Genomic DNA, 14,937 nt, shown 5'->3' with positions numbered 1-14,937 from the left:
GCATACTGAGGCAATGACGGAAAACGCGCATCGCACGCCCGAAACCATGAGCGAAGACGAACTCGTGGAATACATCAAGGAACTGAGAGCGCGCACGCAGGCGGCGTTCGACAGCACCACTCCCGAGGGCGACCAACTTCGGCACAACGGCAGTCGGGACGAACTCGACCACGCCAACAAGGTCGCCCGCGATCGCAAAATCGACGTACCGCCCGGACGCTAGTCGTGCAGCGCACCACGAACTATGCGTGTGGGGCGGAAACTGTTCGTGCGGTCGAGGTCTCGGCCGGCGATGTGAGGTGCGTTGAAGCCTGGCCGGCGCTTCCGGGGGGACGAAATGGATCGGGGGCGATCCCGCCGGCCAGGCAGTGCTGACGGTAGCGCCGACCTACGACAGACAGTTCGGTTGAGCCGTCAGAGCGCGGTCCGAGAACGAGTCACACCCCTACTGACCTGGATAGAAGCGATTGTCAGAGGCCTATGGCATAGTCGAACACATGAGCGAATCGGTCGATCTTCTCGACGTCATCCAGAGTCTGGATGCCGCCGGATTGGTCGCTGCGCGCGAGGCGATCTCACAGCGCCTGACTCGGGTCTCGCTGACGACGTTGTCAGACGAGCAAGTGACCGAAACGGCCCAAGTGGTCGAGACGGGTCGGCGCCGTGACGACGCACTCGCCATCCGGTGGGCACTCGAGATACGCGAACGCGGCCTCGCCGCCAAGCGCGGTGTGAAGCCGGGCAAATATCTCTCAATGTTGTTGCACCTCAACGTCGATCACGCCGGTGCACGCTACAAAGCCGCTGAGCGTGTCGGCTACCGCCGCGAGTTGTCCGGTGACCTCCTCCCCGCCCCTTACCCGGCAACGGCCGCGGCCTTGACCGACGGCGCCATCGAGTTCGCTCACTATCGAGTGATCCACAAGACGTTGAAAGCACTCCCCCACATCCTGCGAAGCCCAGAGATCTGGGCGAACGTCGAAGCCGACCTCGCCGCCTACGCGCGCACCATGTCACCCGAAGACCTGACCAAAGCTGCACAACGACTGATCGCCTACCTCAACCCAGACGGCGAGTTGACCGACGACGCCGACCGTGCCCGCAACAGAGCCTTCAAAGCGTCCCGTGCCGGCCTCGACCACATGTCGGAGATCTCGGGAAACCTGACGCCCGCGACCCGGGCCCTGTGGGATGTCGTGGCCGAAAAGTGGGCCCGCGCAGGAATGAACAACCCGGCCGATCCGGAATCTCCCAGTGGCGACGGCGATTCGGTAGACGGCGACACGCTGGCCGCCGCTGCCGAGCGCGACGACCGCAGTCAAGAGCAACGCAACCACGACGCGTTCCACCGCATGCTCGAACACGTGGTGGGTTCACGTGCAGTGGGCCAACACCGTGGGCAAGCCGCCAAGGTCGTGGCCACGATGACCCTGGACGAACTGGAGAAGCAAATCGGGATCGCCACCACCGCCTCCGGTGGCACGCTCCCGATCCGAGACGCGTTGGCGCTCGCCGGCTCGAGTCGAAAGTTCCTAGCACTCCTGGACAACGCCCACCGACCGCTGTTTCTCGGCCGCGAAGCGCGATTGGCCTCGGCCGACCAACGCATCGCCCTCATCGCTGCCGAGCGCGGCTGCTCCTGTCCAGGATGCGACCAACCCGCCACGCGCACAGCCGTGCACCACATGCGCGAATGGAAGAACGGCGGCTATACCGACATCACCGTCCTCACCTTGGTCTGCGATCCCGACCATGCCAAGATCCACGACGGCGAGCACGGCTGGATCACCGAGATCATCACCTCCGGGACCGGCCCGCCCGGGTGGGTGGGACGTGTCGGATGGCGCCAGCGCGGCACCGACGACCCCCTCACTCCCAACGACACTCACTTCCCCGAACGCCACTTTCAGGACACGGTGGCACAGCTGCGCGCCCGGGAGGAAGCCGAGGAAGCGCACGCTGCCTGGTTCCGGCAGAGAGCCAAAGAAGAACTTTTCGAGGCAGAGTGGCGGGCCACGCACCCGGATTGGCATACCGAAGAGCAACGGTGGATCGCCGAACTCGAACAATTCCCCGACCCGGAACCGCCGCCAGACGACTGGTTCAGCGACGCAGCCTGATCTCGCAGCACGCTCCACCCATACGTGGATACGGGACGGCGGCCGAATCAGACATAGTTATCACCGCAAAAGACGCGTTGTGGCCCCATTCCCGCTATGGAATCGGTAATACTCATACTTCGGCAGACTCAACCCCTGAGACCCCGAGGAGTCTGACCCATGGCCGACGACGACCGCCGCGCACGCTCGGCGTCGCACTACACCCAATTGGCAACGACACCTGGACTGACTGCGGTTGTCGAGCTGGCCGCTCAGATCACCGGGTGCCCGATTGCCATGGTCAACGTGGTCGACGGCGCCCATCAATACACCATCGCCGCCCACGGAATCAGTGCAGGCATTGTCGCGCCGCTGCGTCTATCTGGATGCGCCCGAGTCATAGCCGGAAACACGCCGATAGTCATTCCCGACGCCGCCGACCACAGCGGCAATTCCGAAGTGGTGACACTGATGCATGATGTGGGCTTCCGCGCGTACGCGGGCGTCCCCGTGCTCGGACGCGAGGGCCTCCCGGTGGCCACCGTCTGCGTCCTCGATCACGACCCACATCCAGAGCAGGCCATCGATATCTCGGCGCTCGAGCGATGTGCCATCCTCGCCGGCGATGCGCTCGATGCCGCTCGATCACGGGGGACTTACTTCTCCGCCACCGGTCAAGCGAACGGAGAACCTCACGAACAGGCGGTCACGACGACTCAGATCGGCGTCCGCGAGGTAGCAAGCGCAGTCGACAACGACGAGATCGTGCCCTGGTATATGCCGATCATCGATTTGGAGACCGGAGATCTGATTGCAGTGGAGGCATTGGCGAGGTGGCTTCACCCCACCCTCGGCACTCTCCCGCCGGGTGCATTCGTGCCGTTGATCGAGAACACGGATTTGATCATTGATTTCGATTTGGCCATGTTGGCGCGTGCGCTCGACGATCTGCAACGGTGGCGGACCACCGACACCGACGCCGCCAATGTGAAGGTCGCCGTCAACATGTCCGCCCACCACTTCTACCGCCCTGACTGCGTCGACCGCATCGACAAGGTGTCCACGGCCGCAGGTGTCGCGGCGGAGTCGATCATTCTCGAGATCACGGAAACCGTCGCAGTCCCCACCACCGCATTCATAGATTCCCGGGTCATCAACGATCTGCAGGAGCGTGGTTACATCGTCGTGCTCGACGACATCGGAGGACCCTGGCTGCCCGCCGAGCATCTTCTCTCCTTCGGCGTCGACGGACTCAAGGCCGACCGCGCAGTCGGTTCCTCGGTACAAACACCCACCGGTCGCGCCATCGCTCGGGCGTTGACGGCGTTGACCGACGAACTCGGTCAGTTCTTGGTCATCGAAGGTATCGAAACCGCCGAACAGGCACACCAAGCGCGCGTCATCGGCGCCCGGTACGGACAAGGGTTCCATTGGTCGGCCGCGCAACCCGCCCACGCCTTCCCAACGTTCCTTCGCGTCGGGAGGCCGAGCTGATGAGTCAACCCCTGGTTGTCGACGCCGGTGGAGCTCGCTGACCGAAATCTGCGTGGGAATCGCCATCGAACCGGACATCTGGCGACCACAGTGCCCCGTGACCTGCGGAGAGTGACTTTTGTTACCCACCAGTAAGGATTCTGTGGCATCATTGACCCCGGTGCAGTCCGAGCCATTTTCTGACAGTCGTAGTTCTGTTCACGACTAGTCAGCACAGTTGGTAGTCGAAGGGACAACCACCGTGCAAACGCAATCCTCATCTTTCTTTTCCGCAAATGACGATCTCGAGCCTTACGAAGGCGCCCCGTTCAGCGTAGTAACCATGCGGCGACAGGGTACGACGATTCTCTCGGTCATGGGCGAGATCGACCTACTGACCGCGCCAGAACTCGCCGAAGCAGTTCGGACCGCGCTCACAGTCGAATCACGTTGCCTCATCTTCGATCTGACAGGCACGACATTCTTGTCCTCAGCGGGCATGCAGATATTGGTCGATGCCCAGTCGACGATCGCACCAAATGGCCATGTAGGCATCGTGGCCAGCGGTCCTGCGACAGCAAGGCCCATGAAACTCGTTGGTTTAGACGACTTTCTGTCCATCTCCCCCACCGTCGACGCGGCGATCACAACGTTCATCCATGCAGACCGCGACGACACGGAAGCTCTGATCGCCTGACCGGCGCAGTCCCCACCTGACACTAATCTGCTCCGCTTCCAGCGATCTGCTCCACTTCCAGCGCACTGGAAGCGGAGCAGATCTGCGGAAGTGGAGCAGATTAGTTCAAGCCCACACTAGTTCGAGCTGTTCTTAACCGGGTCAACAGCCAAAATGATGTCGAGTTCATCAAAGAGCCAGTGCGTGCTACTCACCACGTAGATCCCCTCCCATGACGCCACAGTAATCCCCTCGCAGCGGTCTGGGTGCAGGAGTTCACACGCCGGCGGCGCCTTCAGTTCGCTGGAACGAATCGATGCGCGCGCAGTACGGGCACATGGGTACTGGAGTTGATTTCTGCTGCGATCTCCACGTCTTGGGCGTAGCCGGCATCGACCAGTTCGCGGCCACTCGCGCAGTCTCTCAAGTCAGCTGCGAGAGCGGGTTCGACCTGGGTCCAGGCAGCGCGGGCAACCCGGGACTCTGGCGAAAAACCCTCGCCTCGTCCATGTGCGGCCAGTTCGTGAAGTACGGCACCGGCGCCCCACATGTCTTCAACGGCGGGTCGCAATGAGCCGTCCGGCCATCGTTCGCCGGCGGCGATGATCGCGATGGTGGTGCCGGGTGGGTACGTGTCGCTGATCCAGGTCGCGACGGCGCGTGCGTTACGCAGACTGGCACCGATCACGGTTACGGCTGTAGCGGCGAGCTCGTAACTGATGGTTGCACCATTCGGGGACGGCAAGACCAATCGCTGCGGGACGACTGTCTGATTGCGGATTGTCGGCGAGGACAGGCTGATCTGGTCTCCGCACGCGACCGACCGTCCGACGGCCAGAATTGCGTCGACCTCATCGGCGAACGCCTCTGCGTGTTCGCCGCCGACACGGTAGGGATACACGGTGATTCCGGCATCGAGGGCAACACTTAGTGTGGTGGTGAAAGACAGGATGTCGACCACGACCGCCACCTCACACCCCTGCGAGATAGCCTGTGCACCAGCAAGTCCCCAATCAAAGCGGACAGCGTAGTTTTCTTGTCGATGCGCCGGGTTCATGGGTGGACCCTACAGATGTAGTCCTCTCACACCCGAGCGGGATCACACCATCTCGAGGAGAGGCGCGAGACCCCGACGCCCAATCGACACGCAGCGCCGCAGTCACCGGGGTCTCGCTCTCAAACAGAAAACGTCAGATCAGACCGAGATCTGAGAGAAACTTGTAGAGCTGGTAGATGCCGATGATTGTTCCAACTGATCCCACTTTGAATCCCCGATTTCTTTTGTGGATGCACGGTAGTTACCTGCGCGCACGAACCGTATCCTGATCCCACCAATATGCGGAACCGACTTGTGGCGCGGTTCACGTGCCGCGGATCAATCACACGTTTTGTGCAAACGGCTTTGCACAGCGAAGACGGACGGGCGCAGGTAAATTAGTACCGTGACTTTTACTGGCAGCACACCGCCCGGTTCGTGGGCCCGCTCGGGACTTGCATGGATTTGTGTCGTCGCCGGCATCGCTTTGGCCGCGCTCGCGGTCTACGACCTGGCCAATGGTGAACGCAATCCAAGCCTGTGGGTGGCAGTCGTCTGCTGGCCCCTTGTCGCTATCAGCGGGGGCTTGCAACTCGTGTCGTATCCGGGGCGGAAACCAGCGATGAATTAGCCGATCCTCGGTGGTCTACCTTCTCGACATAGACGGAGGAGCGATATGGGGATCTTGACCTACAGCATGCACATCTCACTCGACGGCTTCATCGAAGAACCGAATGGGAGTATCGACTTCTCAGCGCCCGACGATGAGATACACAGGATCGCCAACCAGCAGGCTCAGGACACGGCTGTGTTTCTGTTCGGACGGGGACTCTACGAGATGATGGAAGAGTTCTGGACCGATCCGGAGCGGGCCGACGGCGGTGACACCGAGGCCCAGTTCGCCCGGGTATACACCGAGACGCCACGCGTCGTCTTCTCAGACACGCTGGACTCTGTGCCCGACGGCTGCCGGCTCGTGCGCAGCGCCGACTCCCACGCCGAGGTCGAGCGGCTCAAAGCAGATACCGACGGCACCCTGAGCGTCGGCGGCGCCCAGCTCGCGGCGTCCCTCGTGGATCTGATCGACGTGATCGACCCCTTCGTGGTGCCAACGATGCTGGGCGGTGGCAAGCCGTTCTATCCACCGGGCCACCAACTCAGCCTGACGCTGGACGAGCACCGCATCCTTCCGGTATCAGGCTGGATGTATCTGCGATATAGCGTCTCTCGCTGACGCCGCAAGATCTACTCGCGTACCAGGTTCGCATCGGCTGAAGGTGTGCGGCGGAGGACGACAGCAGCCGCTGCAGCGCACGCGACGATCGTCGCGACGGAAATGACCAGCTCGGTAGTACTGGGTCTGACTTCGTCGAAGCCCGACGGGCTGGAACTGCCGTACGCGACCCACCCCACCGAGATGACGGTCATGGCGGCCAGAGTGGCCGGCGCTGTCACTGCCACTGTGCTGAGCCCGGCAGTCGTGGGCAGGCTCGCTGCGACGACGTGACCACCGATCGCCGGAACGACGAACGCGGCAACAATTCCTGCAAAGTCCCAGGGCGACTGATCGATGACCGTCACCGAAGTGCACACCAGGAGGACTCCCATGGCTATCAGTGGCGAGGGCCAGCGACGCCCGGTCAGAATGCCGACCACGATCAGAGCGACGAACACCACGGGAAGCGGCCACGACCCTTGCCAGCGCGGCACTGTCGCGACGGCGGCCATGGTCACAAGAACCGCAAGCAAAACAAGACCGTCGCGTCCAGGCAACCAGAGCACACCGCCGACCGCCAACGGCACCAACAGGAAGCCGTAGGCCCACGTGGTGGTACCGGTGTCCGTGTTGTCGCCGAGTATCTCGGTGCCGACGAACCACCACCACAGCAACAACGCGGCAACGGGTATGGCAATCCCCAGGATAATAATTCGGCCCGTCGACGCGGCGCCGACGAGCCTGCTGGTAACCGACGGAGCCTCCCTGGTGAACCACGACCCGGCGAGCAGCGCCAGGGCGATGCTCGCGCCGATCAGAAGTTGCCAATCAGTGGGTCTTCCGACCGGGGTGTAGTCGCCAAAAGCGTAGACCTCCGAGTGGTTCTGCTGGAGTTGCCTGGCCACCCATATGGCGGCCAATGCTCCCCCGACCAAGCAAGCCTGCAACACACTTCGGTCGGTCCCGTGCGCGGCCACCAACGCCACCGCTGCGATCACCAGCCCGGCGGCGACTGCGAGGCCGTAACTTGACCAGCTCGCCGACGTTCCGATTGCCGCGACAACACCGATTAACACCAACCCGGTGCAGCCGATGGCCACCGCGATGGCGCGGTCGCGCAGCACGCTGCCCACGACGACAGCGATCACCGCAGCCAGCGTCACGCATGCCGTGTCGCCTTCGAACAGCACTCGCCACGCGTCCGCGTTCTCGAAAAGCGAGCTCCCCCCGCCTAGTCGGGTCATTAGTACGACCATCGCAACAAACGCGCTGACCGCGACTGCGGCCGGCGCCACCAGCCGCTTGACCATGTCTGGTACCGAACTCGCGCCTTTCATCGGTCGGTGGTCGAATAGTCGGCGACGTAGTTACGCAGTTCAGTCAGCTCCGCCTGAATCCTGCCCTTCTCAGCGCTACCGAAACGCCGGATCTGCATCGCGAGGACAGCGTCAGCTCCTGTGTCAGTGACGCCGAGGAGGTCGATGACAGCCGCCTTGGCCTGATGGCCGTCCCTGGTACCGGAGACCGCCTGCAGCAAATCCTGCGGCCGGTCGAGGGCACTGGATATCGCGCTGAGTATCTCGATTCGTTGGGCGGCTTGCACTAGCGGATCGTCCTTGCCTGGATCTGCATCGGCAACTGGGCCGTCCCAGGTGAAACGTTCACTGTCGATCTGGTCGTGAACCGCGAGATTGGTGACCTCCAGCAGGCCACCGCTCGGGCTTCGGAGAAGCACCAGAAGCCCAGTGGCGTCGTCGAAGGCAAGTTCGATGTTTCCGTCGCCTTTCGACGTGGCCAACTCCGTCAACCACGCTGCCCTTCCGCCGATGTCGATACGATCTGCCCCGCGACTCGCCCGCATGCCAGAACTCATCTTTCTCAGTAGCGAGTTCTCGCCCAGCAAATCCAGCGGACTGAACATCGATCCCACCCACGCCATCCGGATGCGACCGCCGGACTGACGCTGCAGTTCACCATCGATGAGGACGAAGACTGTCTCTTCGTCTGCCGCGAGATAGACGACTTCGCCGTCACGCTCGATACGCCACTGCCCACCGCCGCCGTGCCAGAAATCGAAGCGCTCGTCGAACGGTTCGGCTTGCCTGTTCTTGCCGGAGACCCGCAATGACCCGGACATCGACAGCGCACTTGCAGCGACATTGCGCCCAACCAATTCCACCCACGATGGTGTTCTCATCGGTCGAGCTTACGAGGACGCGGTCTGAGGAGTGGACACGAGCCAAAATCTGCTCCACTTGTAGCAATCCGCTCCACTTCCAGTGCACTGGAAGCGGAGCGGATTCCTGGAAGTGGAGCAGATTGGTTATACCTGGCAACCGCAGGGAACTACGTCAGCGTCTTTTGGACCACAGCGCAATGGCCACCAATCCGATCGAACCGAGCGTCGAGCAGGTCGCCACGGCGACCGCCGCCCCGAGGACCAAGCTGGACGTCGCCGTAAGCACAATGATCCACGACGGTAGTCCAACCATGATCAAGACAGCCGCTGCGGCCAGCAACCTGTCGGCCGCCACGACGCGTCGAACTCGCTCCAACCACTGATAGGGCGCCGATCGATTCAGCTCAGAAGTCATGTCTACCAGTGCCATCTGCATCATTGGGGCACGCCGAAGACCAACGCCGCAGCGAACGCGCCGAGCACAGCTAAAACCGTGAGCCATCCCCACAACCCGGGGCTCGGCTCGTCGTCACGGGGCCGGGCATCACCAACGGCAACCGATGACGTCCACGACATTGTCGAGGGAAGGTAGGGCATTGTTGTCTCCTTTCTGACGTCGAGTCGTTGTTCGCGTCTGACAACGACGCCGTGACGCTCGGTATTCCTGGTCAGCATCGAAAAGTGGTGCCGCCCAGGACAAGCACTGGGCGACACCACATGGACGGGCCCGCTGACCGGGCCATTATTTGGACTCAGGCCGGATCAGCCGGCAGCAGCCTCGATGGACTGCTGGGTGTCAGGATGTTCGATCTCGACACGGCGGGGCTTGGCTCTCTCCGCAATCGGAATCGTGACGGACAGAACACCATTGTCGTAGCGCGCCGTGATGCCGGCCGCGTCGACCCCGTCTCCGAGAGAGAGCTGCCGCCGATAGCTACCGAAGGGGCGTTCGTTTGTCAGCCACTGGACGCCATCTTCGGAGCGAGGGCTGCGCTGAGCGGACAGAGTCAGCACTCCGTTGTCGACGCTGACGTCCACCGACCCAGGATCGACACCGGGCAGATCAGCAGTCAGCAGATAGTGTCCGTCGAGTTTGCAGAGGTCCATCGGCATGAACCGAGGAGTTCGAGACGATCCCGCCGACTGCAGCAACCCGCGGGTCAACGCATCCACATCACCGAAAGGATCAAAACGAAGCACAGCAACCCACCTCCTATGTCACTCGCTGCCCGCCACCGGCTGGCGGGCGACCAATCACTGTGCACTACATTTTTAGCACTCCTCCGGCCAGAGTGCCAAGCGTTTCGGGCGAACTTTCTTCGGTCGGACGTACTGCCGCACAGCATCATTGGCCAGCACCCGCGTGATCTGAGGCACCTGGTAGAAACTGTTCCACTTGCAGTGATCTGCATGCCTTCGCGAACTCGACGCGCCCATCTGGCTGGGTGACGATCTTCCGCGGCTGACGCATCTCGGTGATGAATTGTCCGCGGACGACAGGGCCGTCGGCATTTCAGCCGTCATTCCTTGTCCATCTCAGCGTCCACTGTCGCTGCGATCGTGGAGGTGATGGCCGCATCAAAGTCGACCGGGTCTGACCATGCCATCGGTTCGGGAGGCAGCCGTCGCAGACCACGGTCAGTGATCCAGAAGTGGCCCGCGCGATCCACCGCCACGCTCGGACGAGGATCCGAGGTCGGGTAGCTCACCAGCGGTCGCGAATCCGAACCGAGGAAGGTCAGCAGCCAGAACTGGCCTTGGGACCGGTCGTAGTCGACCGGTCCCGGCAGCGGCCACCATGGGTCGGGGCCGCAACCTTTGGCGGACGGTGGATGAGTGACGATCCATGCCGTATCGCCCGCTTGCCCGGCCCACAGCAGAGGCTGCCGGAACGGGATCGGTTCAGCGAGACTAAGTCCCTCGCCGACGGTTGTGACCCACCGCTCTTGCAAAACTCGCAACGGCTTGTTGACCAGCGTTATCCGCTTGTCCCAATCTCGCTTGTCGTTCGGGAGCATGGGCCCAGACGTGACGTCGCCCGCGGTTGTGATGCGGACGAGATACGTCGGTTTATCGGGTGCACCGCGGTCTTGTACCGCGCTGATGAAGTCCCCGTCGTCGACCGTGGTTGCCACCACGAGCCAGCCGGGAGGGATTGCATCGACCTCCGTTCGGCCCGTCCGCGACGTGAGAACGATTCGATACGTGTCCCCGTCCACGCGTTCGAAGGTTCGCTCGACGCCGTCGACTGTGACGCCCCGTGTGACAGTTGCTTTGATCAAAGGCTCGCCGACCACGCATCGGTAGGTGTCCCGGCCTTCGGTGATCGTGCACCCGTCAGCCGTGGCTCGGATCGCTCTACCAGAGGTGACCGTCCCGGGGAAGATGTACTCGGTGGCTTTGTCTCCTACCAGCAAAGCGGCGATTGGGAGATCTCAATGCGGGAAGCAACTCTTGAACCGCTTAGACCCCATCGCATCGTTCTCAGCTCTCAGTCGGCAGGTTCGCCGCTGACCGTTGAAACCGCTGGCGTCTGATGCGGTCGGTGTCCGTCAGTTACGATGGATGGAGCGTCGCGTGTGGTGGCAGTCTGTGTCAGGCATGGAGGCGTCGAACACTGGGAGTCGCACGATGATTTCGTTGCACCCTTTCTGCTCGCGTGACTAGCCGCGACACACGAACGCCTGCCGCACGACGCTTCCACGTCCTATCTGGGTCGTGGACCGCGCGCTCGTCCAGGGTGGTTGCGTTTAGGCACAGTCGCTGGCGTTTGCAGTTGCGTCCTCCATCGAGGGGACCACCCGCCGCTGAGTTTGCGATCCAACCTGTGCCGAACTCGACGATGGGAAACTGATGACTGCTCGCTTCAACCACATAGTCATTGCGGCTCAAGATGCCCATGCATCCGCTGCGTACTACCGAAATTTGCTCGAAATCGTGGGCGCCCCGTCCTGGGGGCCGTTCGTTAATCTGATCATGTCCGACGGGGTGCTCTTACAGTTTGCAGTGCCTCCCACGAGCTTTGATTCCCTGCACTTCGCTTTCATGGTCGACGACGAACATTTTGACCGAATCCTGTTCTGGCTGAGGGATTCTCGGGAAGACTATTGGGGCGATCCGCGACGCTCCCAACCCCACCAGATCGGCGTCGAAGACGACGGACGTCGACTCTATGTCCTCGACCCGGGCGGCCACCTGGTGGAGTTCTTGACTCGACCGTATGTATGACGGCGCCGACAGCCGGAACAGCCCCTCACGCCACTTCAACACCTGATCAAGCGCGCTATGCAGCGGCTGGGGTGAGCACCTGACCTGGCTGCTGTCGCACGACATGGATGACGATGCCAGGCTGGATATGCTTTATGGGTGATCACGCGAGGCATCGTCTTTTTCGACATCGACGGAACGCTCGTCCCGTCGATGTCCAGCGGTAGTTTTCTCGCGGCGCGCCTGGGTCACCAGAGCGAACTCGATCACGCCGAGCGGCGATACGCGGCCGGGAGTTGACCAATGAAGAAGTCAGCAGTCATCGACGCCAAGGGTTGGCGAGGGGTGAGCACGAAAGTCGTGGATCGTTGGCTCGACGACCTCCCGCTGATCGCCGGCATCGGTGAGGTCGTGTCCTGGTGCCGAAGCCGTCGGCTGGAGCCAGTTCTTGCCTCCCTGGCGTGGCAGCCCGTTAGCACTGCGATGGCCAGACGGCATGGCTTCACCGCCAATGGCGGACCTCGCGTCGGTATCTCTGGTTTGGTCTATGACGGCACGGTAGCTGAGCATTTCAATGAATACGACAAGCGCGACCGGGCGCTAGCTTTCGCGGCTGAACGGGGGGTGCCGACACAGCGGTGTTGCGCGATCGGTGACAGCCGCTCAGACATTCCCCTCTTCAGCGCCCTCCAGACCACGCTTGCGCTGAACGCCGACACGGCCACCAGAAAGGTGGCCACCACAGCCATGACTGCCCAGGATCTCACCGAGGTCGTGCCCTGGCTACAGCAGTGGGAACGCGGGCTTGACTGAGCCTGGTTGACGAATATTCGCCCCCACGAGCATGGCAACGTCCCGGTTTGGACCGACTCCGCGCGGTCGCGCTTGTATTGGCCCCGCGCCACTTCGGGCTGTTCGTCACCTGAGCCGTAGACGCAACGCAGCGAATCAAGGGTGGCACCGTGGTTGAGGCTTTGAAGGGTCGGACTCGATGACGGGATTGTGGATGAGGAATCCGCTAACCAGGTGCGGCACCCCTACGGGCGGCGTGGGGTGTGGTGTCGGGTGTGGCGTGCTGGGGTGGTTCCGAAGATCGCGGTGAAAGCGTTGATGAACCCGGTGCTGGTTCGGTATCCGACGTGTCGGGAGACGGCGTCGACGGATTCGCCGGCCCGTAGTGGGTCGAGGGCGGCATACACGCGAGCGTGCGTGCGCCACCGCGCGAAGGTCATCCCGGTGTCGGCGGCGAATGCTCGTGCCAGGGTTTTCGTGCTCGTTTCCGACGAACGCGCCCAATCGTCGAGTGTTCGTGAATCCGCTGGATGCTCAAGCAATGCCATGGCCACCGCTTTTGCCCTGCGATCGCGGGGAAGTGCGAGTACGTCCGTGCGTTCTGGTGCCACTTCGAGAAGCCTGTACAACAGGCGCTGGCACTGACTGCGCTCATCGTGTGCCCGGGTCCGGTCGCATAGGTGCAGCAGTATCTGGGATGGCAGCTCATCAAGCCCGAGCACGAGCGGGGCGTCCCATCGGTCCCCGACGGGACGAATGGTGGGGTCCACGTAGGCCGAAACCAGCCTGCCGGCGCAGACGCTCATGGCATGGGCGGTGTAGCTGGGTATCCACACCAGATGGCCGGCATGGAGGTGCCACTGCATCGAACCGATCTCGACCCGCATCGTCCCCTCACGCATCCAGGCCAGTTGGTGCTCGGCGTGACTGTGGACCTCGTAACGAGTGTCGGTGTGAACAATCTGATCGAAGACACGAAAATCTTCAGATGTCCGTGTGGAAATATTCTCCGCCACAAAGCTGGGAGTCAGCTCCGTACTGCGCGCTACTGCGGCCATTGGGTGTCTCTTTCCAAATATTGCTGTCTTTTTGCGACGATAGAAGCCTGCTCCGAGTTAGGTTAGCCTCAGGTTCACTTGGAGGCATCGGCTCCACGAACCTAAGGACACCTACACCCATGACCACACGTTCTGACCCCCATGAGCGAGTTCGTGCTCGCCGCCGGCGACCACACCAGATAGTTGCTGCGGCGCTGACTGCGTTGGCGGTGGTGGCGGTTGCTGCGTGCGGTACTGACGCTAACGAGGAGGCAGGTGGTTCGGCTCAGTTCACGTACACCGATTCGCGCGGCGCGGTTGTCGAACTCGACCAGGTGCCTACCCGCATCGTCGCCAGCGAGCAGGCCGCCGCCGCGCTGATACCGCTCGGGGTCACCCCGGTAGGGGTGTGGGGTGGTAGTTCTTTCGCCGACAGCATCCCCCTTGAGGGGCTTGATCTCAGCGGGATCGAAAGTGTCGGACAGGCATACGGTGAGATCAACCTCGAAGCAGTGGCGGCGCTCGAACCTGACCTCATTGTCACTGGCGCTTACGCCGGGGACGCGCTAGGCGGAATCGGGTCAAGCGACTCTGATATCGCCACGCGTCTGGGCGAGGTCGCGCCGATCGTCACGGTCTCTGCGCAACAACCGTCCTCCAAGATCTTGGACACCTACCAAAATCTTGCACGCGATCTCGGGGCCGATCCCAATGAGGGAGCAATTGCCCAGGAGCGAGCCGCATATGATGCCGCAGTCGAGAACCTCAAGGCCGCGATCGCGGCCAAGCCAGACCTGACCGCCATGGCGATCTCACCATCGGACCAGTTCTACATCGCTATCAACGAGGAGTTCCCCGAACTTCTCGACTACCAAGAGTGGGGACTGACACTGATCAGCTCCCCCGTAGCGCGAACCGAGAACTCAGGATCGTTCTCCCCGGTCAGCTGGGAAAGCGTCGGCGACTACCAACCGGACCTCATCCTGCTGGACACCCGCTCCTACTCCACCCCGTTGGCCACCCTGGAACGCGAACGCCCCACCTGGCAGTTCCTCGAAGCAGCCCGGGCCGGACATGTCGCCGACTGGACCACTGATGCCACGAACAACTACACCAGCTACACAGCTCAGATCACTGCGCTGACCGAAGCGATCCAGTCAATCGACACGGCATCCTGACCCGTCGCCGGGCCGGTCACCCACGGGGACTGTCAAATTGGAGA

General features: G+C 62.3%; 17 protein-coding genes. 9 read left to right on the top strand and 8 right to left on the bottom strand.

Annotation, left to right across the window (positions count from 1 at the left end; genetic code table 11):
- The first annotated feature begins 13 nt into the window (after positions 1 to 13).
- The 4 genes from DFR67_RS04310 (at position 14) to DFR67_RS04295 (ending at position 4,269) form a co-directional block, all read left to right on the top strand.
- Positions 14 to 223 (top strand): hypothetical protein, encoded by a 210-nt coding sequence (locus DFR67_RS04310; RefSeq protein ID WP_110468173.1) that lies wholly within the window; start codon positions 14 to 16, stop codon positions 221 to 223.
- 274 nt (positions 224 to 497) lie between these two features.
- Positions 498 to 2,120, top strand: a complete 1,623-nt coding sequence (locus DFR67_RS04305; RefSeq protein ID WP_110468172.1) for an HNH endonuclease signature motif containing protein — start codon at positions 498 to 500, stop codon at positions 2,118 to 2,120.
- Between the two features lie 159 nt (positions 2,121 to 2,279).
- Entirely contained in the window at positions 2,280 to 3,593 is a 1,314-nt protein-coding gene (locus DFR67_RS04300; protein ID WP_110468171.1) for a sensor domain-containing phosphodiesterase, read from the top strand.
- Between the two features lie 241 nt (positions 3,594 to 3,834).
- On the top strand, positions 3,835 to 4,269 hold the full coding sequence (locus tag DFR67_RS04295; RefSeq protein WP_158539886.1) for an STAS domain-containing protein: 435 nt from the start codon (positions 3,835 to 3,837) through the stop codon (positions 4,267 to 4,269).
- 274 nt (positions 4,270 to 4,543) lie between these two features.
- On the opposite strand, the gene DFR67_RS04290 is transcribed toward DFR67_RS04295, so the two are convergent.
- The gene (locus tag DFR67_RS04290) at positions 4,544 to 5,305 is read right to left on the bottom strand and encodes a 2-phosphosulfolactate phosphatase (protein ID WP_110468169.1); all 762 of its coding nucleotides are present in this window, start codon (positions 5,303 to 5,305) and stop codon (positions 4,544 to 4,546) included.
- Positions 5,306 to 5,960: 655 nt separating this feature from the next.
- Here DFR67_RS04290 and DFR67_RS04280 point away from each other — a divergent pair.
- Positions 5,961 to 6,518, top strand: coding sequence for a dihydrofolate reductase family protein (locus DFR67_RS04280; RefSeq protein ID WP_110468167.1), 558 nt, complete (start codon positions 5,961 to 5,963; stop codon positions 6,516 to 6,518).
- Between the two features lie 11 nt (positions 6,519 to 6,529).
- Here DFR67_RS04280 and DFR67_RS04275 read toward each other — a convergent pair whose 3' ends face one another.
- The 6 genes from DFR67_RS04275 to DFR67_RS04255 form a co-directional block, all read right to left on the bottom strand.
- Complete coding sequence (locus DFR67_RS04275; protein ID WP_146240362.1) at positions 6,530 to 7,810, bottom strand: hypothetical protein; 1,281 nt, start codon at positions 7,808 to 7,810, stop codon at positions 6,530 to 6,532.
- A 23-nt stretch (positions 7,811 to 7,833) separates the two neighbouring features.
- Positions 7,834 to 8,697 carry a hypothetical protein gene (locus tag DFR67_RS04270; RefSeq protein ID WP_146240361.1) on the bottom strand — a complete coding sequence of 288 codons (864 nt, stop codon included), beginning with the start codon at positions 8,695 to 8,697 and terminating at the stop codon, positions 7,834 to 7,836.
- Positions 8,698 to 8,851: 154 nt separating this feature from the next.
- Positions 8,852 to 9,094, bottom strand: coding sequence for a hypothetical protein (locus DFR67_RS04265; RefSeq protein ID WP_146240360.1), 243 nt, complete (start codon positions 9,092 to 9,094; stop codon positions 8,852 to 8,854).
- Positions 9,095 to 9,114: 20 nt separating this feature from the next.
- On the bottom strand, positions 9,115 to 9,276 hold the full coding sequence (locus DFR67_RS30390; protein ID WP_158539885.1) for a hypothetical protein: 162 nt from the start codon (positions 9,274 to 9,276) through the stop codon (positions 9,115 to 9,117).
- 165 nt (positions 9,277 to 9,441) lie between these two features.
- The gene (locus tag DFR67_RS04260; protein WP_110468163.1) at positions 9,442 to 9,879 is read right to left on the bottom strand and encodes an Hsp20/alpha crystallin family protein; all 438 of its coding nucleotides are present in this window, start codon (positions 9,877 to 9,879) and stop codon (positions 9,442 to 9,444) included.
- Between the two features lie 320 nt (positions 9,880 to 10,199).
- Positions 10,200 to 11,096, bottom strand: coding sequence for a hypothetical protein (locus DFR67_RS04255; RefSeq protein WP_110468162.1), 897 nt, complete (start codon positions 11,094 to 11,096; stop codon positions 10,200 to 10,202).
- 436 nt (positions 11,097 to 11,532) lie between these two features.
- Between DFR67_RS04255 and DFR67_RS04250 the strand changes: the two genes are divergently transcribed.
- The 3 genes from DFR67_RS04250 to DFR67_RS04245 all read left to right on the top strand — a co-directional run bounded on the left by DFR67_RS04250 (position 11,533) and on the right by DFR67_RS04245 (position 12,699).
- The gene (locus tag DFR67_RS04250) at positions 11,533 to 11,907 is read left to right on the top strand and encodes a VOC family protein (protein WP_110468161.1); all 375 of its coding nucleotides are present in this window, start codon (positions 11,533 to 11,535) and stop codon (positions 11,905 to 11,907) included.
- A gap of 138 nt (positions 11,908 to 12,045) precedes the next feature.
- On the top strand, positions 12,046 to 12,186 hold the full coding sequence (locus DFR67_RS30900; protein ID WP_211324936.1) for a hypothetical protein: 141 nt from the start codon (positions 12,046 to 12,048) through the stop codon (positions 12,184 to 12,186).
- 45 nt (positions 12,187 to 12,231) lie between these two features.
- Positions 12,232 to 12,699, top strand: coding sequence for an HAD family hydrolase (locus DFR67_RS04245; RefSeq protein ID WP_211324935.1), 468 nt, complete (start codon positions 12,232 to 12,234; stop codon positions 12,697 to 12,699).
- Between the two features lie 224 nt (positions 12,700 to 12,923).
- On the opposite strand, the gene DFR67_RS04240 is transcribed toward DFR67_RS04245, so the two are convergent.
- The gene (locus DFR67_RS04240) at positions 12,924 to 13,736 is read right to left on the bottom strand and encodes a helix-turn-helix domain-containing protein (protein WP_110468160.1); all 813 of its coding nucleotides are present in this window, start codon (positions 13,734 to 13,736) and stop codon (positions 12,924 to 12,926) included.
- A 119-nt stretch (positions 13,737 to 13,855) separates the two neighbouring features.
- Between DFR67_RS04240 and DFR67_RS04235 the strand changes: the two genes are divergently transcribed.
- The gene (locus tag DFR67_RS04235) at positions 13,856 to 14,893 is read left to right on the top strand and encodes an ABC transporter substrate-binding protein (protein ID WP_158539884.1); all 1,038 of its coding nucleotides are present in this window, start codon (positions 13,856 to 13,858) and stop codon (positions 14,891 to 14,893) included.
- The last annotated feature ends 44 nt before the right edge of the window (positions 14,894 to 14,937 follow it).

The organism is Williamsia limnetica (assembly GCF_003217475.1).
Classification (GTDB): Bacteria; Actinomycetota; Actinomycetes; order Mycobacteriales; family Mycobacteriaceae; genus Williamsia; species Williamsia limnetica.
This window is presented reverse-complemented; position numbering and strand designations above follow the sequence as displayed.